Annotated in this window: 22 protein-coding genes and 1 pseudogene; 3 read left to right on the top strand and 20 right to left on the bottom strand. The window is 43.2% G+C overall.

What is annotated here, in order from left to right; translation table 11 throughout:
• Positions 1-168 precede the first annotated feature (168 nt).
• The 3 genes and pseudogenes from FTV41_RS01675 to FTV41_RS01665 all read right to left on the bottom strand — a co-directional run bounded on the left by FTV41_RS01675 (position 169) and on the right by FTV41_RS01665 (position 4589).
• Positions 169-1338 carry an alanine racemase gene (locus FTV41_RS01675; protein WP_104852460.1) on the bottom strand — a complete coding sequence of 390 codons (1170 nt, stop codon included), beginning with the start codon at positions 1336-1338 and terminating at the stop codon, positions 169-171.
• A gap of 58 nt (positions 1339-1396) precedes the next feature.
• Positions 1397-2680, bottom strand: coding sequence for a D-arabinono-1,4-lactone oxidase (locus FTV41_RS01670; RefSeq protein WP_179995997.1), 1284 nt, complete (start codon positions 2678-2680; stop codon positions 1397-1399).
• Between the two features lie 125 nt (positions 2681-2805).
• A pseudogene (locus FTV41_RS01665) lies at positions 2806-4589 on the bottom strand (neutral/alkaline non-lysosomal ceramidase N-terminal domain-containing protein).
• A gap of 121 nt (positions 4590-4710) precedes the next feature.
• On the opposite strand from FTV41_RS01665, the gene FTV41_RS01660 reads away from it, so the two are divergent.
• On the top strand, positions 4711-5739 hold the full coding sequence (locus tag FTV41_RS01660; RefSeq protein WP_179995996.1) for an AraC family transcriptional regulator: 1029 nt from the start codon (positions 4711-4713) through the stop codon (positions 5737-5739).
• Positions 5740-5941: 202 nt separating this feature from the next.
• Positions 5942-7588, top strand: coding sequence for an acyl-CoA synthetase (locus FTV41_RS01655; RefSeq protein ID WP_131260752.1), 1647 nt, complete (start codon positions 5942-5944; stop codon positions 7586-7588).
• 107 nt (positions 7589-7695) lie between these two features.
• Here the strand turns inward: FTV41_RS01655 and yjgA are convergent, their stop codons facing one another.
• The 9 genes from yjgA to mazG all read right to left on the bottom strand — a co-directional run bounded on the left by yjgA (position 7696) and on the right by mazG (position 14406).
• Positions 7696-8229: a ribosome biogenesis factor YjgA gene (yjgA, locus tag FTV41_RS01650; protein ID WP_167846246.1), complete on the bottom strand. Its 534-nt coding sequence runs from the start codon at positions 8227-8229 to the stop codon at positions 7696-7698.
• Positions 8230-8231: 2 nt separating this feature from the next.
• Complete coding sequence (locus FTV41_RS01645) at positions 8232-8501, bottom strand: HPr family phosphocarrier protein (protein WP_026438354.1); 270 nt, start codon at positions 8499-8501, stop codon at positions 8232-8234.
• Complete coding sequence (gene rapZ / locus FTV41_RS01640; RefSeq protein ID WP_179988665.1) at positions 8498-9349, bottom strand: RNase adapter RapZ; 852 nt, start codon at positions 9347-9349, stop codon at positions 8498-8500. Before rapZ ends, FTV41_RS01645 begins: the two co-directional genes overlap by 4 nt.
• A gap of 24 nt (positions 9350-9373) precedes the next feature.
• The gene (gene panC / locus FTV41_RS01635; protein ID WP_131260754.1) at positions 9374-10219 is read right to left on the bottom strand and encodes a pantoate--beta-alanine ligase; all 846 of its coding nucleotides are present in this window, start codon (positions 10217-10219) and stop codon (positions 9374-9376) included.
• A 1-nt stretch (position 10220) separates the two neighbouring features.
• A complete protein-coding gene (gene panB / locus FTV41_RS01630; RefSeq protein ID WP_179995995.1) occupies positions 10221-11030 on the bottom strand; it encodes a 3-methyl-2-oxobutanoate hydroxymethyltransferase in 810 nt (269 codons plus the stop codon).
• Between the two features lie 49 nt (positions 11031-11079).
• Complete coding sequence (gene folK / locus FTV41_RS01625; RefSeq protein ID WP_004975118.1) at positions 11080-11568, bottom strand: 2-amino-4-hydroxy-6-hydroxymethyldihydropteridine diphosphokinase; 489 nt, start codon at positions 11566-11568, stop codon at positions 11080-11082.
• A complete protein-coding gene (gene pcnB, locus FTV41_RS01620) occupies positions 11565-13031 on the bottom strand; it encodes a polynucleotide adenylyltransferase PcnB (protein ID WP_131260755.1) in 1467 nt (488 codons plus the stop codon). Before pcnB ends, folK begins: the two co-directional genes overlap by 4 nt.
• A gap of 129 nt (positions 13032-13160) precedes the next feature.
• The gene (locus FTV41_RS01615) at positions 13161-13628 is read right to left on the bottom strand and encodes a ComEA family DNA-binding protein (RefSeq protein ID WP_179989949.1); all 468 of its coding nucleotides are present in this window, start codon (positions 13626-13628) and stop codon (positions 13161-13163) included.
• A gap of 16 nt (positions 13629-13644) precedes the next feature.
• Positions 13645-14406: a nucleoside triphosphate pyrophosphohydrolase gene (gene mazG, locus FTV41_RS01610; protein WP_004975111.1), complete on the bottom strand. Its 762-nt coding sequence runs from the start codon at positions 14404-14406 to the stop codon at positions 13645-13647.
• Between the two features lie 107 nt (positions 14407-14513).
• Here mazG and FTV41_RS01605 point away from each other — a divergent pair, with 107 nt between their 5' ends.
• The gene (locus FTV41_RS01605) at positions 14514-15287 is read left to right on the top strand and encodes an SDR family oxidoreductase (protein WP_131260756.1); all 774 of its coding nucleotides are present in this window, start codon (positions 14514-14516) and stop codon (positions 15285-15287) included.
• Between the two features lie 93 nt (positions 15288-15380).
• On the opposite strand, the gene der is transcribed toward FTV41_RS01605, so the two are convergent.
• The 8 genes from der to rlmN all read right to left on the bottom strand — a co-directional run bounded on the left by der (position 15381) and on the right by rlmN (position 24231).
• Entirely contained in the window at positions 15381-16793 is a 1413-nt protein-coding gene (gene der, locus FTV41_RS01600; RefSeq protein WP_004975107.1) for a ribosome biogenesis GTPase Der, read from the bottom strand.
• A 218-nt stretch (positions 16794-17011) separates the two neighbouring features.
• Positions 17012-18160: an outer membrane protein assembly factor BamB gene (bamB, locus tag FTV41_RS01595; RefSeq protein WP_179995994.1), complete on the bottom strand. Its 1149-nt coding sequence runs from the start codon at positions 18158-18160 to the stop codon at positions 17012-17014.
• Positions 18160-18861 (bottom strand): tetratricopeptide repeat protein, encoded by a 702-nt coding sequence (locus FTV41_RS01590; protein WP_179995993.1) that lies wholly within the window; start codon positions 18859-18861, stop codon positions 18160-18162. Before FTV41_RS01590 ends, bamB begins: the two co-directional genes overlap by 1 nt.
• A 30-nt stretch (positions 18862-18891) precedes the next feature.
• A complete protein-coding gene (hisS, locus tag FTV41_RS01585) occupies positions 18892-20187 on the bottom strand; it encodes a histidine--tRNA ligase (RefSeq protein ID WP_004975101.1) in 1296 nt (431 codons plus the stop codon).
• A gap of 3 nt (positions 20188-20190) precedes the next feature.
• A complete protein-coding gene (gene ispG / locus FTV41_RS01580) occupies positions 20191-21312 on the bottom strand; it encodes a flavodoxin-dependent (E)-4-hydroxy-3-methylbut-2-enyl-diphosphate synthase (RefSeq protein ID WP_179995992.1) in 1122 nt (373 codons plus the stop codon).
• 22 nt (positions 21313-21334) lie between these two features.
• Positions 21335-22144 (bottom strand): helix-turn-helix domain-containing protein, encoded by an 810-nt coding sequence (locus FTV41_RS01575; protein WP_179995991.1) that lies wholly within the window; start codon positions 22142-22144, stop codon positions 21335-21337.
• Positions 22135-22923: a type IV pilus biogenesis/stability protein PilW gene (gene pilW, locus FTV41_RS01570; protein WP_371971077.1), complete on the bottom strand. Its 789-nt coding sequence runs from the start codon at positions 22921-22923 to the stop codon at positions 22135-22137. Before pilW ends, FTV41_RS01575 begins: the two co-directional genes overlap by 10 nt.
• A gap of 75 nt (positions 22924-22998) precedes the next feature.
• The gene (gene rlmN, locus FTV41_RS01565; protein ID WP_004975094.1) at positions 22999-24231 is read right to left on the bottom strand and encodes a 23S rRNA (adenine(2503)-C(2))-methyltransferase RlmN; all 1233 of its coding nucleotides are present in this window, start codon (positions 24229-24231) and stop codon (positions 22999-23001) included.
• Between the last annotated feature and the right edge of the window lie 19 nt (positions 24232-24250).

The raw sequence follows: 24250 nt of genomic DNA, 5'->3' as shown, positions 1-24250 counted from the left end.
TGATGCCCCGTACCATGGAGCATATCACCGCGAGATTATGATTAAGGGAGACCCTCAAAAGATAAAAACGGTGTATAAATAAAAAGCGCCTTAAATTTTACACGGCTTGCGTACAGGTTTAAACCTTTGTGTACTAAAAAAGCCAAAGAATCGGCATTTCAGCTGTTTTTATTCCCTAAAGGTTGCCCACGGCGTGAATTGTCCATGTTGATAGGCATACACCGCTTCAAACTGTGGCAACACCGCCTCACTCTGTTGCGGGCGTAAAAATACATAATCATCTATTTGGATGCGATGCTGTTTGGGTACTTGAATCAACTCTTGATTGCTACTGCGTCCGTATAAAGCATGTGGATGACTGCTCTCAGGATAAACATAATCTGCCATCCAATAGCCACCATAAACAAAAACGGCTTGATTGGATTGTGGCAAATAGGACTGCAAACGATCTAAGCCAGGCACTAGTACCGCAGCCAATACCTTTAAAACAGGTGTTGCAATCCACAAAGCCGATTGCAAATCTGACAAGATTTTTAAATCAAAATCACTGGGTTTAAGCAACATCGAACCAAAAGCCAGATCATTACATTCACTGTGCTGACAATGCTGCATAAATGTCAGGCTACCACCACCGTTAAAACACAAGTCATCCTGCCACAACTTTGGAAAATGATGCTGAATCAGTTGTTTATAATTTCTATATTGCTGCTGTGAGTGTTGATAGGCTTTGGCTTGTGCATGAAATACATTTGGTAATTTCACCACATGCGCATCGTACCCCATCAAACCTGACAGTTTTAAATGTTGTGGATGCTGCTGAATCAATTCCAGCATTTGCATAAATCCAGCATGATCTTGCGCCCCACCACGATGCAAACCGATATCAATTTCAAGATTAATATTCAAACAAAGCTGGCGTTGTTGTGCCAAATGTAAATACTGTTGTAAACGTGCAGGTTGATCAACCAACCATTGTAAATGCAATTGGATATTCTCAGCAGACGCCATCACCTGCTGATAAAAAGCATCTACCGCACGTATTGGCATTGGCTTGCCAAACAGTACATCTGCTTGTGGAAAGTGCTGCATCACTTCATACAAATGTGGCAGATGAAACAACATAAAACGCTGCGTATTCAGACTTTGGCTTGCGTGTTGCAATATCTCCAAACACGCTAGCGATTTCACCACCAGTCGTGGTTGCAACCGTGCAGGCAAATGGGCTGCAACATAATCCAAGTTATGCTGAAAACGTGCCATATCCACAATCAGTTGCGGTGTTCCTGTACCCTGTTGCTGCAAACTGTGGGTGAGTTGCTGAAAATAATCACTTTGCATGTCACGCTCCCTAATTGAATGCTCTTATTTTGCGATTGCTTGAATTGTTTATTGAACATCACGCTGCACTCAAACTTGGAATCGTGAAAATTTGTCTTAAATATGGATTAATCCATTTTTGCTGTGGATCAAGCTGCTCACGAAGTTGCATAAAATCATCCCATTTTGGATATAACTCACGTAATTGATCCGCTTGCATACTGTGCAATTTGCCCCAATGTGGACGTCCCTGATATTTTTGTAAAATCGGTTCGACCCATTTAAAAATATGTTGGCAATCTTGTTTATAAAATTGGTGGATTGAAATAGACACCGAATCCCGTCCATAAAAAGGACTCAGCCAAATATCATCGCCTTTGACATAGCGAAACTCGATTGGGAAAAACATGGCGACACGCTGTTGTTTCAAAACCGCCAATAATTCTTCTAAACACGCCAAACCTTGCTCGGCAGGCAATTGGTATTCCATTTCGTTAAATTTGGTATTGCGTGGCGTTGGGAAAATTTGACTCGACCAATCGACATGAGTACTCGGTTTGATAAACACGCCCAACAAAGATTGTAAATACGGATTTAACTGTGGAAAAACACGGGTTATTTCCGAACAAAAATTTAATAAACGGTCTTCTGATAACCAATGTTGCGGACGAGGATCCGTCAATCCTCGGCTCTCATCTAAGGTTTTTAAAATCACCTGATCACTGTGTAAAAATGCCCAAAACTCAATATGGCGATGTTGATGCTTCCAACGGTCTATATATTGATAAATATCACTCAAGGCACATAAACGTAGCTGCTCTTTGAGTTTATAGCGCGAACGGTTTTGTAAAGTGATTTTGGTCATCACCCCAAAACTGCCCAGCGCGACCCGACCTGCCTGAAAAATTTCAGCATTGTGTTCAGGTGAACATTGCAACACCTCACCCTCTGCTGTGAGCAGTTCAAAATCAGTCACCAAAGCCGATAGACAAGGTAAATCCACACCTGTGCCATGTGTTCCTGTTGCAACCACACCTGCCAAACTCTGATGATCAATATCGCCCTGATTTTGCAGCGCCTGATGAATCGGAGCTAGACATTCACCCAGTTTGTACAGCCGAGTCCCTGCATGTAAGGTGCATTGCTGCTTTTGTGCATTAAATTGATGCACCCCCTGAATATGATCTAAATTCACCATCACATCATCGGTTGTGGCTAAGGGGCTAAAGGAATGCCCTGTTCCGACCATTCTAATTTTGTCGTGCTTTCGCACAATTTTTTTCAGTTCATCTACATTTTTCGGCTGTAAAAAGTCTGGATAGGCTGTTTGCTTTCCAGACCAGTTACTCCAACGCTGTTTCATAATCCTTCCTTTTTCTGCGTGGCATTTATTTTTATTGCAGTTTGTTTTGCGTTACTTTTTAAAGTACCGCATTAAAAAAATAGAGACACATGGATGAGATAAATGACCTCTCTATCCATATTGATTTAGATTAACCTCCTGACTAGTACATGATTTAGAATATGTTTCACATGGAACAATGTATAAAAAAACCACAATTCATTTAGCGCATTAGCTTTCAAACTGTCACGATATGTTCTTTTTTCTAATTCATCCAAAGGTACAGCGGGCGGTAATAACGATGCTGTATCGCGTTGTGGAATAGGCAAATTCAATTGCTCTGCGAAATATTGAAATTTAGTTTGCAACGCTGCCAAAGTCCACTGTCCATATAAAGTGTGACCACCTTCATAGGCTTGTTGTTGATATTCCTCGAAGGTGGTCACATAGCCCATATAATCATTGCAATATGAAGCCAACCATACTTTTTGAGTCGATTCCAATTCTTGTTGTACGGTTACTTTGAGCCGCTTAGCTGCAACAGTAGTAATTTCCCCAGGACAGCACAGCAAGGTTAAGTCGCCAATTTTAATTAATTGTAATGGCACTACATTCGGTACCAACAAGCTATGATCAATTGCGCCTACACTGGCCTGCTTGTTCATTTCTGCAATCAGTTTGTCTAAAAATTTAGGATAATGATTCAGTGGCTTGCCAAAAATGGTTTTAGAACCACATTCCAGCACAATATCTTTGGGGCCTTGTGAGGCATATAGCTGTTGATAATAGGTATAATCTGCGGCTTGAGGATTACTCAACTTTTTCTTTTTCACTCGCTGCGCTAACCATTGCATACCTTTAAAAATCGGTTGTGCCACACCTGCACCATCTACAGGTGTTCCTGCAAAAAATGCTGCACCATGACAGGCTGCACTGGTTTTTGCATCTGTTTGCCCCATCGCAAATTCAACTGGAATTTCAATATTGCTTAAATCGACATAATGGCACACAGCATCTAAAGCTCCCATTAACGGCGTACCTCTATGTGCCAAAGCTTTCAGTGCCAATTCACTTTGATAGCGACCATTTTGCTGTGTATATTCGTATTCTTTTTCATCGCGCATTGCAGCACGTACCTGTGACTGCTCAGGGCCATGATAATGTGGAGAAACATCACCCGCTGCGGCTTGGGCAAAAATTGCCACAGGATTTTTGACCCCACGTTGTTGCAGTGCACGCTCGGTACAAAGTGCGGCATAACCTTTGTTATCACCATCATGAGCGCTTAAACGACTGCTTAAACAGGTAGCATGCACCCCAAATAAAGAAAAAACTGCCTGTAAATTACCTTCGCGATAAAAACCAAGCAATTGCATATCACGATCTAAGGCCAAATGTGCCTGTTCCAGCGTTCTACGAGATACATCAGGATTACGGTTATACGCTGTTAAAGAGCGATTCCATGCCACTGGCGTTTCTTCTGCAAAACGACCATTGCTCATATAAATATCGGTTTTTGCTGGGTCGCCAAAGCTTTGAGCACACTGCCCACAATCGCATCGACCACTGCATTTAAATGTTCAGGCACAAAACCAGGTGTGGGCATATTGTACAACGCTTCATGTGCACAACCGCCAGGTGCAGAATGAGTATGCGTTGCCATCAATACCAAACGCTGCGGCTGAAAACGCTCCCCCAGTTTACGCTGTAAACGCTGTATCGCTAAATGACGCATGGCATAGGTCACACACCCCATATCCAGACAGCAAAAAATTAATAAGTCATTGTCTAAGGTTTGAATACAAATACTGCGGGCAAATAAAGCTGTTCGTTGTTCATAGGCACGATGTTTCCAGTTGCCATAACCAAACATGGCAAGCCCTTTTGGCTGAATATGAATTTCCTGTTTATCCCAACCCACCAAATACATTGCAATCGTATTCCTTTTCATCTATACAATCAGTCATGACGCTGATCAACGCCATTAAACAAAATTGCATCACGGCAAATAAGGGTCAAAGCGACAATGGCATGGGGGGATAATCGGACTTATGTCAGCAACTTCAAACTACTTGCTGCAGCACGTGCCGCCTGCCTTATTGTCAGGTCTGATTCATTACGCCAAAGAACAACAGATCCCCTATCAACCATGGTTTCAGGGAATTTCTCAAGATCTTGATCAAATCGTCCAAGGCAATGGTTTTGTTTCATTTCAAGATATTTGCAAAGTGGTGACACGCGCCCTGCAAGACACTCAATGTGCACATTTAGGCTTAGAAATTGGACGTGACAAGGGGCTGATTTCCATGGGCATGCTCGGTTTTGCCATGGTGTCCAGTCAAAATGTTGTAGAAGCCTTACAGACAGGACTGCAGTACCATCCCATTTCAGGCAGTGTGATGGATTTGGAGTACGATTTTTCCTCGACCTCTCCTACACTGGTGATGAAAGAGCGTTATCCCACGGGGAACTTACTGCGCTTTTTTTGCGATGAAGTCCTCTCCAGTATTGTTAGCTGCTTAGACGTCATGCTTGGCAATCATCAAGATTTGGTCGAAGTGCATTTTAGTTTTGCCCAACCCGACTATTTAGAGGCTTATCAGGTGCATTATCAATGTCCTCTGCACTTTTCATCATACATGAATGCTTTGGTGTTCCGACCAGAGATTTTAGGACGCCAAATTAAAACCTCTAGTGCCGCCAATTACAGCACCGCCCTGCGTGTCTGCCAACAAGCGTATCAGGATATGCAGGCGATTAATCAACAGCAATATGCACACGTGTTGAGTTATCTAATCGAACAGCATTTACCTCAGCACTTTGATATGCACCAAGCGGCACAACATTTTCAAATGAGCGAAAGACATTTACGCAGACAATTACTTACCGAAGGCTGCAACTTCCAAAACCTGCGCCAACACGTTTTTGAAAATAAAGCCAAACAACTGCTACAACAGCCTTTGAGCATGACTGAAATTAGCCAACAACTTGGCTTTAGTGAATTACGCGAATTTCGACGTGCATTTAAGCGTTGGACAGGTCTCAGCCCATCACTCTATAAAAGCCAAATGACAGAATAAGTTAATATTTTCCAATAAGCTACTATTTTTATTGAATAAAAAATAGCTGCTAAATTTTACTTAAACTATTTTTTAAATTTACTTACAAGCGATTCAAAACAAAAACAACAGATTTTCGACTAAAGCATAACTGCAAAGCTGCCATAAAATCCCTATCTTTTTAAGTTGGATAAAATAACGACACATATTATGGAGAATAACAATGGTCAGCGCATACGATGAATTACCGCGTACCCCTGCGAACTTTGTCGCCTTGTCCCCGTTACGTTACTTAGAACGGGCAGCTTATATTTACCCGCACCAAAACGCGATTATTCACGGTTCACGTCAAATTACCTGGCGCGAAACTTATTTGCGCTGCTGCCAATTTGCACATCAACTTCAAAATTTAGGCATCAGCAAAAATGACACTGTTTCGGTGCTGCTTCCGAATGTTCCTGCCATGCTAGAAGCACACTTTGCTGTGCCAATGGCGGGTGCAGTGCTGAACACACTAAACACTCGTTTAGATGCCAAAACACTGGCGTTTATGCTCGATCATGCAGAATCCAAAGTGCTTTTGGTTGACCCTGAATTTGCGGCTTTGGCACAAGAAGCCTTAGCGATGGTCAATCATGAAATTTACGTGATTGATGTCAACGATGCAGAATATGAGCATGCTGCCAATGCCCTTAGCATCGGACAGATTGAATACGAAACTTGGCTGGCTGCAGGTGACCCAAATTTTGAATGGCATTTGCCACAAGATGAATGGGATGCAATTAGCCTGAACTATACGTCTGGCACGACAGGCAACCCGAAAGGCGTGGTCTATCATCATCGCGGTGCCTACATTAATGCAGCCAGTAATATTATTGCCTGCGGGATGACCCCACGTGCAACCTACCTATGGACACTGCCCCTATTCCACTGTAATGGCTGGTGCTTTGCATGGACGATGGCAGCCAACGGTGGCACCAATATCTGCTTACGTAAAGTCGACCCTGAACTGATTTTTAAATTAATTGCAGAGCACAAAGTCGATTATTTCTGCGGTGCGCCAATTGTCTTGTCGATGCTCATCAACACCCCTGAGGAGAAAAAGACTCAGTTTGATCACCGTGTTGAAGTGATGGTTGCGGGTGCTGCACCGCCAGCAGCAATTATTGAAGGTATGCGCAATATTGGCATTAACGTAACTCACGTTTATGGCTTAACTGAAACCTATGGCCCATCTGCGCTGTGTGCTTCTCAAGCAGGCTGGAGCGACCTATCCATTCAAGAACAAGCACAATTACATTCGCGTCAAGGCGTGCCTTATCCGCTGCAAGATGGCATGAAAGTTTTAGACCCAGAAACCATGCAACCTGTACCAAAAGACGGCAAAACCATGGGCGAAATTATGTTCCGTGGCAATATCGTGATGAAAGGTTATTTGAAAAACCCAGAAGCCACCGCAGAAGCATTTGCAGGTGGCTGGTTCCATACGGGCGATTTAGCTGTCTGCCAACCCGATGGCTACGCCAAAATTACTGACCGCTCTAAAGATGTGATTATTTCAGGGGGTGAAAATATTTCTTCACTCGAAGTGGAAGAGGTGTTGTATCAACATCCTGCAATTTTGACTGCTGCAGTGGTGGCAAAACCAGATCCACGTTGGCAGGAAGTCCCGTGTGCCTTTATTGAACTGAAAGAAGGCAAGCAGGTCAGCCCTGAAGAAATTATTGCCTATTGCAGTCAACATTTGGCGCGTTTTAAAGTACCAAAGGATGTGGTGATTACTGAAATTCCAAAAACATCGACAGGTAAATTACAAAAATTTGTACTGCGTGAATGGGCCAAAGAGCGTTCAGTCGGTGAGTTCGGCTAAAATTTAAAAATCCTTACACATAAAAGACAATAAAAAACGACTCGTTATGAGTCGTTTTTTATTGCAATCAGACAAGCTCGCGTTTGATCACTTGGTTCTCTGATAGCTTAGTTTTCTGACAGCAAAGCCACTTGCTGCACATAGTTAAACAACTTGAGCTTAGATGCTTCAAGTTCTTCCGCAGACACTTCCTGTTTCATATCACGGTGGATACGCAACACATGCTGACGCAGCGTATGACGCTCAGCTGCTTTATAGGTTTTACTAAAATCATTAATCACAGGGTCGCCGTCTTTAATAATTCGCTCTACCCAACGCTGTAACTGTGCGGTTTTTTTCGCACCTTGCTGCGGCGTCAAATAAGACAAAATTACGCTTTCATCTTCATTACGCAACAATTTACCAATACGCTGACACTGACGACGACGTGCTTCATGTGAAGTAATACTTTGCAATTCCAGTAAAGCATCAATTAAACGCTCTTCTACTGGAAGTTTTTGAATTTGTTTAGTACTTAACTGCGCCAATTGTTCGCCAAGCGCGGCCATACGTTGTACGGCTTTTTTCTGTTCGGTTTTACTTGCACGCCCTTCTAAAGATTCAAAGTCATCTTCGGTAAAACGTTGCGGTCGACGTGCCACGATTAATCTGCCTCGTAAAATTTTGCTGCAAACAGTGCTTGAATATCAGATAAAGCTTTTTCTTCATCTGCACCATCAATCACCAAGCGTAAAGTAGTTCCCTTGCCTGCACCTAACATGAGCAAGGACATAATATTTTTGGCATCAACCAATTTGTCGCCTTTACCAATTTGGATTGACGAACGGAATTTGGTGGTCACTTCAATCAGTTTCCCAGATGCCCGTGCATGTAAACCTAGTTTATTAATTACGTCAACAGTTGTGTCAATCATGACCAGTGCTTCATTTCTCGGTGTAAGACTTGAATAGACCATTTTGCCTCAAGTGCTTTTTTTAGTCTATCTACGATATAAACGGAACGGTGTTGCCCACCCGTACAGCCAATTGAAATGGTGATGTAGTGTCGATGTCCTTCGGCAAAGGCTGGCAACCATTTTTCTAAAAACTGCTGAATGTCGTGAAACATTTCATGCGTTTGTGAACTTTGTTGCAAAAATTCCTGCACAGGGGCATCTAAGCCTGAATATTTCCTGAGCTCCAAATCCCAATGGGGATTGGGCAAATGGCGCACATCAAACACATAATCGGCATCTAAGGGGATTCCGTGCTTATAGCCAAAGGATTGTAAAATTACAATCAATTTGTCAGTTTGCCCAAGCTTAGACAACAATACGTGTTTTAAATCATGCACGCTTTTGTCAGTGGTATCAATATGAACCGTAGAGCGGAACTGAATCGGCATCAACAAGTTTTTTTCTTCTTGAATACATTCATTCAAGCTTTTAAAACGGCTAGAGAGTGGATGCGGACGGCGTGATGCGCTAAAACGGGCAATCAATTCCTGATCTTGCGTGGTCAGATAAATAATATCGACTGAACCATGCTTTTGCAGTTGCTCAAATACCAAATCAAACTCTTGCAAGTCGGCACGGGTGCTGCGTACATCTACCCCCAATGCCAACTGCTCCAAGTTATTTTCCTGATCCAGTTTATCCACAATTTCGGGGAGCAATGCCAAAGGTAAATTATCAATACAGTAATAACCCAAATCTTCCAACACTTGTAATGCCGAAGATTTTCCTGAACCCGATTGACCTGTCACGATCAAAATACGTTTCATGGCATGCAACCCTTCTATTGCCAGCTATGCAGAATGTTTGACCTGCAAATTATCAATTAAACGTGTATTGCCCAATTTTGCTGCAACGAACAACACCAGATCTTCACTAAATGCTTCAATTTTCTGCAATTCTGTTGTACGCGCCTCTACATAGTCCACAACAAAGCCTGCTGCTGTCAATGTTGCTTTAATATTCGCTAACACTTGTGACAAAGTTTCACCTTGCTGTAATGCTTGTGCAGCAGCCTTTAAACTTTGATAGATTGTCGGTGCAATTTGACGCTGTTCAGCGCTCAAATACCCATTGCGTGAACTAAGTGCCAAACCATCTGCTGCACGTACAATTGGCACACCAATCACTTCTAGCGGAATATTCAAGTCACGTACAAACTGACGAATGACTGCCAGTTGTTGATAGTCTTTTTCACCAAAGAAAGCATAGTTTGGCTGTACCATATTGAATAACTTGGTCACGACCACCGCAACACCATCAAAGTGTCCAAGACGCTGCAAGCCACACAAGTCTGCCGTAATCTCACTCACTGAAATATTGGTCAAACGTGGTTTGTTACCATACATTTGCTCAACTGAAGGCGCAAAAATAATGTCGCAACCGACCTCTGCCAACAATTGGCTGTCTTGGTCTAAAGTTCGCGGATAACTGTCAAAGTCTTCATTAGGGCCAAATTGAATTGGATTGACAAAAATACTGACCACCACCACATCACATATTTTTTTCGCTTCGCGCACCAAGGTCAAATGCCCTTCGTGCAAATTGCCCATGGTCGGAACAAAACCAATGGTTTTACGCGCAGCGCGTGCAGGCTGTAATGAAGCCGCTAAGCCTTGAATTGTGGTTTCAGTTTTCATATTACAACTCGACTTGGAAAGTTTGTTCACGTGCTGGGAAAGAACCATCTTGAACTGCAGCATGATAGGCTTTAAACGCATCCAAAATGGCAGTTTCACCCGCTTGTTCTTTCATAAAGTTACGTACAAATTTTGCGATACGACCAAAAGTCAGCCCCAGCATGTCTTGCACCACTAGTACCTGACCGTCAGTGTCTGCACCTGCACCAATCCCAATCACTGGAATTTCAGGGAACAAGGCAGAAATTTCTTGACCTAGCTGTGCTGGCACACATTCTAGTAACAGAATCGCCGCGCCTGCTTCTACCACAGCTTTACAGTCAGCAATCAGTTTATCTGCAGCTTCGCGGGTACGTGCCTGTAATTTATAACCGCCAAATACATGCACCGATTGTGGCGTTAAACCTAAATGTACACAGACAGGAATACCATTACGGGTCAGTGTTGCAACGGTTTCGCTGAGCCATGCACCACCTTCCATTTTGACCATTTGTGCACCCGCTTGCATCACCTCTTTCGAGCTTTGCAATGCATCATTTAAGGTGGCATAACTCATAAATGGCAAGTCAGTCAAAATAAAAGCATGTTGATTACCACGACGCACCGCCGCAGTATGATAAGCCATATCCGCCACGCTGACAGGCAAGGTTGAGTCACGCCCCTGAATGGACATCCCCAAAGAATCGCCAATTAAAATCGTATCAATTTCAGCAATTTCCATTGCTTTCGCCATGCTTGCATCATAGCAAGTCAGGCAGGAGAATTTTCGACCTTCCGCTTTAAATTTTCTTAGGTCACTTAAACTAATCATGAAAATATTCCTCTATGGAAAAAGCATCACGCATGCTTAATTTAAAACTTTATAGCCCTGCCCAATTGCTGGCATCTACAACAGTTAAGCTCGGATGTTCAAGCAATGGCGAGTGTTTTAATAATTGTCCCTTAACGCTTAAGTTAGCATCCAAATCTAACAACGGGATGACGACAAAATCACGTTCTAACACCCCCACATGCGGTACAGTCAGACGTTCATTTTGAATGTTGGCATCAGCATAAATCAACAAGTCTAAATCTAGCGTACGCTCACCCCAATGACGTAAACGCACCCGACCCGACTCTTGTTCAAAACGCTGTAATTCATCTAACAATGCCAAGGCTTCAAGTTCGGTATCTAAACGTACCACAGCATTCAAATAATTAGGCTGATCTTGTGGCCCCATTGGTGGGCTTTGATACAGTTTAGAAGTCTGCACTTGCCCCAAAGTTGCCAGTTTTTGCACCGCTTCAGTCAAAATTTGACGCGAATCGCCCAAATTACTGCCTAAACCAATATAGGTGATGTTGCTCATTGTGTTGGCCCAAAAATCACTTGGCTTAAATCACGTTGCACACGTTTACGTTTTAAAATCGGATGATCTGCACCAATACCTGAACCGTTTGCTGTAGCAGTCAATTGCGCCCGATTTTCTTCATACTGTTTGGCTTTACGCGCACGTCGACTACGAGGCTCAGGCTCATTCACCAAGGGTTCAATCTGCATATCGGCAGCATGTGTTGCTGGTGCCACATCAACAGGTTCTTGCGCTGTTTTACGGCGGCTCTTGGCACGTAATCGGTTATATTGGGCAATCGCACGTTCTTTTTCATCGGTGCTCATAAGCTGGTAGGCATCCCACCACTGACCCATTCCTAAAGTCGAGCTATCGCCTGCTTTTTCACGCAGTAATAAAAAGTCAAAACCTGCACGGAAACGCGCATGCCCAGACAATGCTTCAATTTGCTGTGGTTTCGGTTGCAATAAACGGGTTTGCATTTCCCAAACTTCACGAATAAAAGTTTCAGCAAAACGAGGAATAATGGTACGTGTCGCCTGACGTTTCAGTACATCTAAACCTGCTTGGGCTCGCGCTTCGGCTGCCACCACACCTTTAGAAAGATAAAAGTCACAACGCTCTAAAAACGGTTGCCACAACAGCACCGCATAGAAAAATGCAGGGTTGATGGTTTTACCAATCGTAATCCGTTGATCGGTATTTTTTGCTGCACGTTCAATAAATGAGTTGATGTCTGGCTTGATGTCGGCAAATAACTGACGCCAAATACCAAACTCAATCAACATCGGCAGGACTTTATTTAAATGTCCCATCGTAAAGAGTTTTTGCGACTCATCATATAAACGGTGTGGCGATACATCACGCAATAACTGCGTCATTTCAGGCGTAAAAATTTTAAGAATTTTTGGATCAATATTGAAATTTAATTTGGCAGCAAAACGCAAAGTACGCAGCATACGCACTGGGTCTTCTTCAAAACGTAAAGTTGGATCGCCCAATAAACGCAAGTTTCTGTGCTTTATATCATCTACGGCATTGCAAAAATCTAACACGATGCCTTTGCGTGGCTGGTAATACAACGCATTGATTGAAAAGTCACGACGGGCAAAATCTTGCTCGATTGTGCCCCAGTTATTATCGCGCAGAATCATCCCCGCCGCAGAAGTCACAGCTTTTTTCGGTGGCGCACGGAAAGTGGCCACTTCAATTAGTTCACGCCCTGCATAGACATGCGCCAGCTCAAAACGTCGTCCAATAATTCGGCAACGTCGTCCGAAAACTTCTTTCACTTGTGAGGGTGTGGCATTGGTTACGGCATCAAAATCCTTCGGATTTAGCCCTAACATTAAGTCACGAACTCCACCACCGACGATATAAGCTTCATAGCCTGCTTTGGTTAAAGCATCTAGAACATCTAAAATGGAAGAAGGTAATTGAGCGGTAGATAAACCACATTTTGACGCGCGCAAAGTTTGCAAAAGACGCTGTCTCCTACGTCTGAACGTAAAACAGATAAGATGTCGCTAATCATATCTCTAACACAATCAAAGGGCAATTTGATTCACATGCTAATTTTGCAATGTGCAGTGCTAAAATTCTGCTTGCAGCTACAATGCCAACTTGTGTTTATTCTTGGCAAATAAGGCAGACCCAATCCCTTTGACTTGCTGAAGTTCTTCAATACTTTGGAATTTTCCATTTTGTTTTCGATATTCCACAATCGCTTGTGCTTTTTTCATGCCCACCCCAGACAATTGCTGCAATTGTTCTAGTGAAGCGCTATTTAAACGCACTTGATTTGTATGCGCACTTTGCTGAGTAGGACGTGCTAAATAATGTTCTGCGCTTGATGATGTGGTTTGAGCCGCACTTAAACGCTGATCTTGCGCGGCTTGCTGCGCTTTCCATTTTAAATAGTTTTGATCATAGCTGTGCCCACCCAGCTGCGCAGGCTTAGATTGCACATTTTGTGCTGTAGTCCATACACTGATACTGCATAACAGCAATGCAAGCCAGTACTGCCATCCGAAAGAAAAAAAGCGAAAAGAAACTTTTAATTGCTGCGATATATTCATGTTGCCGCAAAACCTGTCATTTTAATTGTTGTTTTGCCTGCTCCCAAAGTTGATCCATTTCTTCTAAAGTCATATCTTCTATTGTTTTTTGTTGTAATTCGGCCTGATCTTCAATGTAAGCAAAGCGTGTTCTAAATTTATGAATTGTGCCCAATAATGCCAACTCACTGGACACGCCAAGTTTACGCCCAACATTGATTAAAGAAAACAAACAATCCCCTAACTCATCCTGTATTTCATCGGATTGTTGCTGTTGAATCGCCTGTTGTAATTCTTGCAATTCTTCTTCTAACTTGCCATACGCATCTTGCACGGTATGAAAGTCAAAGCCCAATTGTGCCGCATGCTGCTGAATTTGCTGTGCCTGCACCAAAGCGGGTGCATGTTTCACCTCATCTAAACGTGACTTTGCTTTACCCTGTTTTTCTTGTTGTTTGATGGTTTTCCATAAGGCAGCGACATCTTCTGCGCTAAGCTGCGCAAACTGTTCTGCCTGAAACACATGTGGATGCCGACGAATTAATTTATCGCAAATGGCTTGTACCACATCTTGAAAATCAAATGCACCTTGCTCGCTATACATTTGTGCCTGAAACACCACTTGCAACAACAAATCACCCAGCTCATCACGTACATCATCTACCTTGCCTGAACGCACTGCCGCTTCAACTTCATAAGCTTCTTCAATTGCGTATTGAGTCAAACTTTCTGGGGTTTGTTTTTGATCCCACGGGCATTGTTGACGTAACTGTTGCATGATTGAAAGCAATTGCTGCATGGGTTGTTCCTTATTTCAATTTATTGCACGAATGCACCATTTTTTTGTTATGCTCAGATGGCAAGGACGATATGCACAACAAAAATAACATCAGGGAGCAAGTTCAAATGCACAGTATCTTGATTAGTGGCGCTGCACAAGGCATTGGTGCCGCAATCGCACAATTGTTTTATCAACAAGGTTACCGTGTCGGTATTTATGATATTCATCTCGCACAAGCACAGCAATTAGCAGAACAATTGGGTGAGCGTGCACATGCAGGTTTGCTTGATGTAGCAGACTATGCCAGTTGGCAAGCTGCGTTATCCGATTTTTGCCAATGGGCAGGTGAATTGAATATTTTGGTGAATAATGCAGGAATTCTCTACTCAGGCGCATTTGAAGACACACCCATAGAAGCGCATCATCGGACTATGGCAGTGAATGTGAATGGTGTATTAAACGGTTGTCATGCGGCTTTGCCTTATTTAAAACAAGCAAGTTTTGCACGGGTGATTAACCTGTCTTCGGCATCTGCGATTTATGGACAAGCCGATTTAATTTCTTATTCTGCTTCCAAATTTGCAGTACGTGGCATTACGGAAGGTTTAGATATAGAGTGGCAAAAATACGGCACTCGGGTCTTAGATGTCATGCCGCTATTTGTACAAACTGCAATGGTGAAAGATATGGATGCAGCCACCATTCAAAACATGGGCGTGCATTTATCGACAGAAGATGTCGCCCAGGTGGTGTATCAACAAGCGACGGTTAAAGATTCGATTCTGACCAATACGCATCGTGCGGTCGGTTTAAAAGCCAAAACCCTAATGCAACTTTCGAGTATTAGCCCACAATGGTTAAATCGTCTGTCGAATAGCTTGTTGGCGAAGCGTCATTAATTCTACATCTATCTATATTTAAATTAAGTTGCTCAAAAAAAATCCCGAATTCACATTCGGGATTTTTTAATCAAACGCGTCAAAATTTAAGCCTTAGCCTCGCTTAAACTTCTTCTCGGCTTTCTTAAACTTCTGCACATAACGACGACGACGTGCCGCAGTACGCTCATCCACTTGTGACTTACGCCCTTCAAATGGGTTTTCAGAGGTTTTAAATTCAATTTTTACAGGTGTACCTTCTAGCTTATAGACTTTACGGAACACGTTTTCTAAATAACGACGGTAATCTGCAGGAGTTTTATCGACCTTATTACCATGAATCACGATGGTTGGCGGGTTCTGTCCACCCATGTGTGCATAACGCATTTTAATAGCGCGACCTTGCACTTTAGGTGGATGGTGTGCATCTGTTGCGTCATTCAAAATTTGCGTCAATTTGGCAGGTGACACTTTTAAGTGCGATGACTCATACGCACGGTGGATAGATGGATATAAGTCACCCACGCCTGTACCATGCAAGGCAGAAATCAGGTGGATTTTTGCCCATGGAATAAAGTCAAAACGACGCTCAACATCTAACTTACATTGTTTGCGATCATATTCGGACATATTGTCCCATTTGTTAATCGCAATCACCATGGCACGCCCTGCTTCAAGTGCGTAACCAATTAAGTGCAAATCTTGCTCGACAATACCATCACGTGCATCAACCACAATCACCACCACGTGTGCATCTTTCATGGCTTGCAAGGTTTTCACAATCGAGAATTTCTCGATCATTTCATCGACCTTACCTTTACGACGCACACCTGCAGTATCAATCAAGGTGTATTTACGTTCGTTGCGCTCAAACGGAATATAGACTGAGTCACGTGTCGTACCTGGCTGATCGTATGCCACTACACGTTCTTCGCCCAATAAACGATTGACCAGTGTCGATTTACCCACGTTTGGACGTCCAATAATGGCTAAACGCAAACCTGTGTCTTGATCGTGTGCATCTGGGTTTTCATCTTCAGGAACATCTGCCAAAACGTCTTCCAGCATTTGCTGAACGCCTCGACCATGGCTGGCAGCCACTTGCAATGGCTCGCCCATACCCAATTTAAAGAACTCAACCAAAGCGGCTTCGGCATGTACGCCATCTACTTTGTTCGCCACCAAGAATACTTTTTTGCCCAAAGTACGCAATTCACGCGCAATTTGCTCATCCGATGCCAACAAGCCTGCACGTGCATCGACCACAAAAATGATCATATCGGCTTCATGGATGGCTGTTTTAGATTGTTCAGCCATGTAAGAGTCGATGCCACCTTCACTTTCGCCAATACCGCCAGTATCGACCACAATGAAAGATTTATTTTGATAGGTTGCATCACCATATTTGCGGTCACGTGTCAGACCTGCAAAGTCGGCAACAAGTGCATCACGGCTCTTGGTAATCTGGTTAAACAGCGTTGATTTTCCGACGTTCGGACGACCAATGAGCGCAATTACGGGTTTCATAGATTAACCTTTATTCAAGATCAGTCAGTTTCAATGGTCTGTACATCCGAAACTGTGGAAGAAAGAACAGAGTATGGATGTTGGGTTCAGCGTTGCGACCACGCAAACGACAGAGAGAACATCGACCACTCTATTAAATAAAAACACGGGGCATTGATGATTCAATTACCCCGCGTAAAAATACGGACAACTATTTTAGCATAAAAGTCAGAACAAAATTAGCGGTTCTGCCAAACGCTTAATGCGCCCTTTTGCGTTGCGACATAGAGTTGATTGTCAATTACACGCAATGAACGGACTTCGCCATTGGTTTTTGAACGTCCAACCAGTTGCCCTGAACTTGGATCAATGAGGTGTAAGACACCATCTAAATCACCTACCACTAAATATTGTCCAAACAATACAGGATTAGATAAACGACGGTTGAGTAAACTGTCATTTTCCCAAAGTGCTTGTCCTGATGTGATTTCGTAAGCTGCAATTTTACCATCTGCAGTGCTGACAAATACACCATTCCCCGCAACTTCTGGACGTTTGGTACTGCTTGCATCTTCACTCCAAATCACTTGTTGTGAAGCCAAGTCCAATACGGTGACCTGACCTTGGTAGCTTGTGGTCACCAAGAATTGACCAGCAACCACTGGGTCGCCATCAATGTCATTTAAGCGTTGAATGTCTGAACGGCCTTCACTAATGGCAACGCGGCGCTGCATACGTGGTACGCCTGTAACAATATCCAGTGCATAGACATAGGCATTTGCAGAAGCAATCAGTACAGTACGTGAATCGAGCGCCACAGGTGCAGCCATACCACGCAAACTAAATTGCACGTTTGGCAAGTTGTAAGTCCACACCAACTGACCTGTTTCGGCATTGTGTGCATATACCGTGCCGTCATTACTTACAGTCACCACACGACCCGCCTGAATTAACGATGGCGCAAGAATTGCACCTGTTAACTGTGCAACCCACTTTTGCTCACCTGTTTGCTGATCTAAAGCAAACAATTGACCTTTGGCATTTCCTGCAACCACAATGCCTTCAGCAGCATTGACACCTGCCGTTAAGCCTTGCTTAGACACTTGTTTTTGCCAAAGACGTTGTTTGCCTTGATAGGCAGCCATCTCACCTTTAGGATCAACAGTATAAATTACCCCGTTTTCGGCATCTAATTGCAGGCGCAATGGATCGGCTGATGTAGTCGATGCAACGCTTTGTGAAAATACAGGAACTAGACTTTGTGCTTGCTCAAGTTTTGGCAGTGGATTTGGCTTAACTTCTGCAACTTTAATTTTATTGGTGGAACACCCCGCCAAAGCAAGGGTTAAAACGGTCAGTGCAAACGGTATTTTATACTTTCTATTCATTAGCTCTCATCCACTTGTGTTTCTAATACTGGGCGTTCAATTTCAGGATCATCCACCAAAACACCAACACTTTCGAGTTTTATTTGTAAAATTTGACGTTCTTGTTTACGTTCCACCAAAGTATCCCATGCACTTTGATAGGCTTTTTTGGCATTTTCACGGTCATTTTTCGCGACATAAACATCGCCACGCGCTTCATCTGCAGTCGCTTTAAATGCAGGATCAGTCACCGCGGCCAAACTTTGAATAGCTTCATCGTATTTCTTTTGCGCCAACTGTGCATAAGCCAAACGCAACTTAACCAATTGCCCTAAGCCTTGGTCTTTTACTTTAGAGTTTTCAACTTTCTTTAAGGCTTTTTCTGCGGCAGCAAAATCTTGCTGATCGTAAGCGAGTTTAGCCATTAAGAATTGAGTTTGAATAGCTTGCGCAGAATCAGGGGCTTCTTTCACAATTTTATCGGCAGTTGCAGACAATTGACTGAAGGCATCTGGATTGCCTTCTGCTGTACGTGCATCATCCATCAGTTGTTGCACTTTAGCAGTATTCATTTGCTGCTCTGCCAAGGTTTTTTTCTGCCAATATTGCCATCCGAAAAAGGCAATCAACGCAATTAAAATCCCGCTAATCATGGCTGAACCATATTTTTTCGCAAACGATTTTAAACTATCAAGTTGTTCGTCATCACTCAATGCGCTCATTGGATTACCCTTTTCCTTATGTTATTTGGCTTATTGTGAAGAAAATTTTTCAATGATGAAAGGCACAATTTTGGTCACTGCAACAGTCGTTTGCTCAGCAGTTGCCAAGGTTTTCACTGCCAATTGCTGTGCTTCCGCTTCGCGCTCACCAAAAATCAAGGCATAGATTGCACCTGATTGATCGGCTTTTTTCATTTGGCTTTTCATTGAGCCTTGTGAACCAACTTTTAAGCGAATCTGACTGCCCGCTTGTTCGAATTGGTCACGAATTTGCTCAGCTAAAACCAACGCCTTTCCTTGAGTTGTTGGATCTGCCAACAAGAACACTTCACAATCACGTACAGGCGTATTGTCTTCGACTTGTTCAAGCAACAACAATAAACGCTCAATGCCCATGGCAAAGCCCACAGCAGGTACAGACTGATCTGCTTTACCTTTCAACTGCCCAACCAAACCATCATAGCGCCCGCCTGCACAAACTGTGCCTTGCGAACCTAAATGCGTGGTTGTCCATTCAAAAACGGTTTTATTGTAATAATCTAAACCGCGTACCAGTTTTTGATTAATCACAAACTCAATGCCTGCATCGGTTAAATACTGCTGTAATTGAGCAAAGTGATTCAGCGTATCTTCACCCATAAAATCATGCAATTTTGGAGCATTTTCTAGGATGCTTTGCGTTTTAGCATCTTTCGAGTCCAAAATACGCAGTGGGTTAGTACTTAAACGACGCTGTGAATCTTCATCTAAATCGGCTTTGTGCGCTTCCAAAAACTCAACCAAAGCGGCACGATACGCTGCGCGCTCATCCGACTCACCCAGCGTATTCAACTCTAAGCGAACTTTATCGGCAACGCCCATACGTTTCCATAAACGCGCAGTCATTAAAATAAGTTCGGCATCCATATCTGGTGTTGCAACGCCAAAAGTTTCTACACCAAATTGGTGGAATTGACGATAACGACCTTTTTGCGGTTTTTCATAACGAAACATTGGGCCGATATACCACACGCGCGGTGTCGCACCACGTAGCAAATTGTGCTCTAACATGGCACGTACACAACCCGCAGTTCCTTCAGGACGCAAAGTCAAAGACTCAGGCGGATTACCCTTGTCTAAGAATGTGTACATTTCTTTTTCAACAATATCGGTCGCATCACCAATTGAACGCTTAAACAAATTGGTTTGCTCAACCATTGGCAAACGAATTTGTTGATAACCATAAGCATCCATTAAAGATGCTAAATGTTGCTCTAGACGTCTCCACGCAGGTGTTTGCGTTGGAAGAATGTCATTAAAACCTTTAATTGCAACAATTGAACTCATGACTTACTCAGAAAAATTTGTACGAATAATCTCTTTAGATTTAGCTTGTTCAAGCTCTGTAACACGCTGACGAACCATGCTTTCGATTTCATCAACGAGTTGATTGGTATCAATTAAATGGCTCTTTTCACCATTACGATAAACCAATGAACGCGGACTTGCGCCCACCACACCAATATCAGCTTCTTTAGCTTCGCCTGGGCCATTCACTTTACAACCAATGACCGATACATCCATTGGAGTACGAATATCTTCCAAACGCTCCTCCAATGCCTGCATTACAGAAATGACGTTAAATTCCTGACGTGAACAGCTTGGGCAGGCAATAAAGTTAATCCCGTTAGAGCGTAAACCTAAAGATTTTAGAATATCAAAACCGATTTTAACTTCATCTTCAGGTTCTGCCGCAAGTGAAATACGCATGGTATCGCCAATGCCTTCCATGAGCAGACCGCCCAAAGCAATTGCAGATTTTACGGTACCTGTACGGTAAATACCTGCTTCAGTTACGCCCAAATGTAATGGATTATCAATTTGTTGTGATAACAAACGATAAGCATCCATGGTTAAAAACACATTCGATGCTTTGACTGAAACTTTAAATTCCTGAAAATCTAGACGGTCTAAAATATCAATATGACGCATAGCAGATTCCAGCAATGCTGCACCTGTCGGCTCGCCATATTTTTTCTGAATATCTTTTTCCAGCGATCCTGCATTCACACCAATTCGCATAGAAATATCATGATGTTTGGAAGCAGCCACCACTTCACGAATCTTGGCTTCCGAACCAATATTACCCGGGTTAATCCGCAAACAGTCTGCACCCGCATCGGCAACTGCCAATGCAATTTTATAGTCAAAATGAATGTCTGCCACCAACGGCACAGATACTTGCTTACGAATTTCGCCAAATGCAGCTGCGGCTTCCATGGTTGGTACAGAAACACGCATGATGTCTACGCCCGCATCTACACAACGCTGAATTTGCGCCACAGTTGCAGCAACATCACAGGTTTCCGTATTGGTCATACTTTGGATGCTGATGGGCGCATCACCACCCACATAGACAGAACCCACACGAATTTTACGGGTCGGACGGCGTTGAATTGGATTCACAATCATGATATCGCTCTACCTTGCTGCATTATCGAGATAAACGGAATTCTGCTTTTCCGTTCACAGTATATGGCGATAATGAAATCGACTCATTGTTCAAACTTAATGACACAGCAGTCGCATCATCTAAGCGAATTTGAAATGGGGCTTCGCCTTGTAAATTTAAAGTAGAGGCTTGACGTCCTGTCGCTAAAACATTGCCAGCAGAGTCAACAATATGCACTGAAGTTGGACGAGCAAATTGCAAATTCAGCTGATCGCCCGAAGCAAGTGCAGGCGTGCTGCCTGTCGCATTGTCAGAAATGATTTGCACATCGGATTGCAGTACTGCAATTTCAGGTTCTGCACCCTCTTGACCAGACGACATCCAGTTTTGAATTAGCGCGACCAATGCCCACAACAACAGCAATACCGCCACAATCACAGCGATACGTGTGAGCCACTTTTTATTGCGATCGCGGTTAGAGCCTGGCAGTTTTCCCATAATTTTGATGGGTGAATTGTTCAAGGCGTGATTTGGCAACAACCCTGTATCGTTGGCATAAATTTCATCAAAACGCTGAATAATGGCTGAAGCATCGACCTGTAAATATTTGGCATAGGTACGATAATAGCCTTTAATAAAGGTCGCTTCAGGCAAAGCGGTATATTCGTCTTGCTCTAGCGCTATCAGCGTTTTTAATGGAATTTTCAAATCTTTTGAAACATCATCCAGTTCGCGTTTTTGATTGACGCGAATTTGACGAAGGTACTCACCTGGACGTTGAACATTTCCTAATGCATGGGGTACAGGCGTTGTCCCCTGTGTGGGTTGCGGTGAATTAGGATTTACTTCCATACGGCCTCAGTACTGTACTGTAATTGCAAATAACGTTGGTATTCTTGGCTATTGGGAAATAATGCACGCAGCTGGTTCACTAAAACCTGAGTTCCCAATTGATCGCCATTGGCACGTGCTAAACGAATCCCAATCCATAAGGCACGCGCACCCTGATTTTTTTGCCCCACAGCACGTACAAATTGTTCATACAATTGTCGCGCGGGTGCAAATTGTTGTCTTAAATATAAAATTTCCGACAACTCTAACATTGAAACATAAGAATCGCGATTGGCTTGCAAGGCTTGTTTGAATGACTTTTCGGCATTCTCTATATCGCCTAATTTCAAGTAAATACGACCTACATTTTCCAATGCTCTAAAGCGTTGATCATAACCCAGTGTTGCACCTGCAATACTGAGCTGCTCAATCGCATCATTATAGCGTTCTACTTGATATAAATACGTACCATAGTTGTTACGCGCTTGTGCATTTTTTGGGTCAGCGGCAATGGCACGCTTAAAATACGCATCGGCTTTTTCTAAATTCAGCTTGCTGCCTTCTTGTTGCAGCAACACGCCCATCATCATATTAGCGGTGGAATCACGTGAATCGCTTTCCAAAGCTTGATCAAGTGCGCGTTTGGCTGAGTCTAAATCGCCATTTTTTAAGTATTCTGCTGCCAACTGCGTACGTACTTGCACCGCTTTTTCAGGGTCTTTTTGCCCTAAGGTTGGAGCTGTGGTTTGACAAGCTGCAGCAAAAATTGCCGAAATACAAACAGTTGTAATTTGTGCGATTTTAAATACAGGCTTATTCAATGGACATCCCCTTTGCGTCTTCGTTCGATGCAAGTTAGTTATCTATACAAGTCATTATCCTTGCGAGCGTATGATTTCATTTTGCGCTGCAACTTTCTTTTTCCACTGTTCAGCACGGCGGGTGCGGTCTGCCACTTGTCCGACCAATTGCCCACACGCAGCATCAATATCATCACCACGTGTCTGACGAATCGTACACACAAAACCTGCATCAGACAAAGTTTTTTGGAAAGAAATAATTCGATTTCGGCTTGAACGTCCATACGGCGCGTGCGGAAATGGGTTAAATGGAATCAAATTAATCTTGCTTGGCAGGTTCTTGAGTAGCTTAATCATTTGCTGCGCATGTTCAGGATGGTCATTTACACCATCTAACATGACATATTCAATGGTCACGTGTTTACGCGCACTTTCGTTGCCATCTTTGCCAATATAACGCTGACAAGCTGCGATTAATTGTTCCAATGGATATTTTTTATTGATTGGAACAAGTTCATCACGCAGTTCGTTATTGGTGGCGTGCAAAGAAATTGCCAAAGCCACATCAATATCTTGTGCCAATTGGTCAATTTTAGGTACAACACCCGAAGTCGATAAAGTCACACGACGCTTAGACATGCCATAAGCAAAGTCATCTAGCATAATGCGCATGGCGTTCAAGACGGCATCGTAATTCAACAACGGTTCGCCCATACCCATCATCACCACGTTGGTCACAGAACGCTCACGTTCAATCACAGGCACATCTTCCATATAGGAATAGTTTGCCATCCACAACTGACCAATAATTTCGGCTTGGGTTAGGTCACGCTGAAAACCTTGTTTACCCGTAGAACAAAATGAACAGTCCAGTGCACAACCTACTTGCGATGAAATACACAGGGTTTTACGTGAGCCAGTTTTGTCTTCGGCAGGAATCAGAACGGTTTCGACCAATGAGCCTTCACCATCACCGACACGGAATACCCACTTACGAGTACCGTCTTTAGAATAATTTTTATGCACCACTTCAGGCGCTTTAATTTCACAAATCTTTTCCAGTTTTTCACGTAACTTGCCTGAAATATTGGTCATTTCAGCAAAATCTGTAACAAAAAACTGGTGAATCCATTTCATCACCTGCCCTGCACGGAATTTCTTCTCGCCTAAATCTTCAAAGAATTTTTCCATTTGTGGACGTGACATGCCAAGGAGATTCACTTTCTCTGCAGTCGCAGACTGTGCAGGAGCGGACGCAGATGCTTGCTGAACATCTGTTGCAGATGCAGCGAGGACTTCTGTACTCATGTGTGTATACCTAAACCAT

Source organism: Acinetobacter sp. YH16051 (assembly GCF_013417135.1).
GTDB lineage: Bacteria > Pseudomonadota > Gammaproteobacteria > Pseudomonadales > Moraxellaceae > Acinetobacter > Acinetobacter towneri.
Note: the sequence above shows the minus strand (reverse complement) of the source record. Positions and strands in the feature narration are given on the sequence as shown.

What these genes read in the sequence shown, in the direction of transcription:
- FTV41_RS01590 (WP_179995993.1), bottom strand. Translation starts at nt 18,861, where the DNA reads ATGAGCGCATTGAGTGATGACGAACAACTTGATAGTTTAAAATCGTTT.
- FTV41_RS01675 (WP_104852460.1), bottom strand. Translation starts at nt 1,338, where the DNA reads ATGCAAAGTGATTATTTTCAGCAACTCACCCACAGTTTGCAGCAACAG.
- panC (WP_131260754.1), bottom strand. Translation starts at nt 10,219, where the DNA reads ATGAAAACTGAAACCACAATTCAAGGCTTAGCGGCTTCATTACAGCCT.
- mazG (WP_004975111.1), bottom strand. Translation starts at nt 14,406, where the DNA reads ATGCAGCAATTGCTTTCAATCATGCAACAGTTACGTCAACAATGCCCG.
- FTV41_RS01655 (WP_131260752.1), top strand. Translation starts at nt 5,942, where the DNA reads ATGGTCAGCGCATACGATGAATTACCGCGTACCCCTGCGAACTTTGTC.
- rlmN (WP_004975094.1), bottom strand. Translation starts at nt 24,231, where the DNA reads ATGAGTACAGAAGTCCTCGCTGCATCTGCAACAGATGTTCAGCAAGCA.
- folK (WP_004975118.1), bottom strand. Translation starts at nt 11,568, where the DNA reads ATGAGCAACATCACCTATATTGGTTTAGGCAGTAATTTGGGCGATTCG.
- ispG (WP_179995992.1), bottom strand. Translation starts at nt 21,312, where the DNA reads ATGATTGTGAATCCAATTCAACGCCGTCCGACCCGTAAAATTCGTGTG.
- FTV41_RS01645 (WP_026438354.1), bottom strand. Translation starts at nt 8,501, where the DNA reads ATGATTGACACAACTGTTGACGTAATTAATAAACTAGGTTTACATGCA.
- bamB (WP_179995994.1), bottom strand. Translation starts at nt 18,160, where the DNA reads ATGAATAGAAAGTATAAAATACCGTTTGCACTGACCGTTTTAACCCTT.
- FTV41_RS01670 (WP_179995997.1), bottom strand. Translation starts at nt 2,680, where the DNA reads ATGAAACAGCGTTGGAGTAACTGGTCTGGAAAGCAAACAGCCTATCCA.
- FTV41_RS01615 (WP_179989949.1), bottom strand. Translation starts at nt 13,628, where the DNA reads ATGAATATATCGCAGCAATTAAAAGTTTCTTTTCGCTTTTTTTCTTTC.
- der (WP_004975107.1), bottom strand. Translation starts at nt 16,793, where the DNA reads ATGAAACCCGTAATTGCGCTCATTGGTCGTCCGAACGTCGGAAAATCA.
- FTV41_RS01605 (WP_131260756.1), top strand. Translation starts at nt 14,514, where the DNA reads ATGCACAGTATCTTGATTAGTGGCGCTGCACAAGGCATTGGTGCCGCA.
- FTV41_RS01575 (WP_179995991.1), bottom strand. Translation starts at nt 22,144, where the DNA reads ATGGAAGTAAATCCTAATTCACCGCAACCCACACAGGGGACAACGCCT.
- hisS (WP_004975101.1), bottom strand. Translation starts at nt 20,187, where the DNA reads ATGAGTTCAATTGTTGCAATTAAAGGTTTTAATGACATTCTTCCAACG.
- FTV41_RS01660 (WP_179995996.1), top strand. Translation starts at nt 4,711, where the DNA reads ATGTCAGCAACTTCAAACTACTTGCTGCAGCACGTGCCGCCTGCCTTA.
- rapZ (WP_179988665.1), bottom strand. Translation starts at nt 9,349, where the DNA reads ATGAAACGTATTTTGATCGTGACAGGTCAATCGGGTTCAGGAAAATCT.
- panB (WP_179995995.1), bottom strand. Translation starts at nt 11,030, where the DNA reads ATGATTAGTTTAAGTGACCTAAGAAAATTTAAAGCGGAAGGTCGAAAA.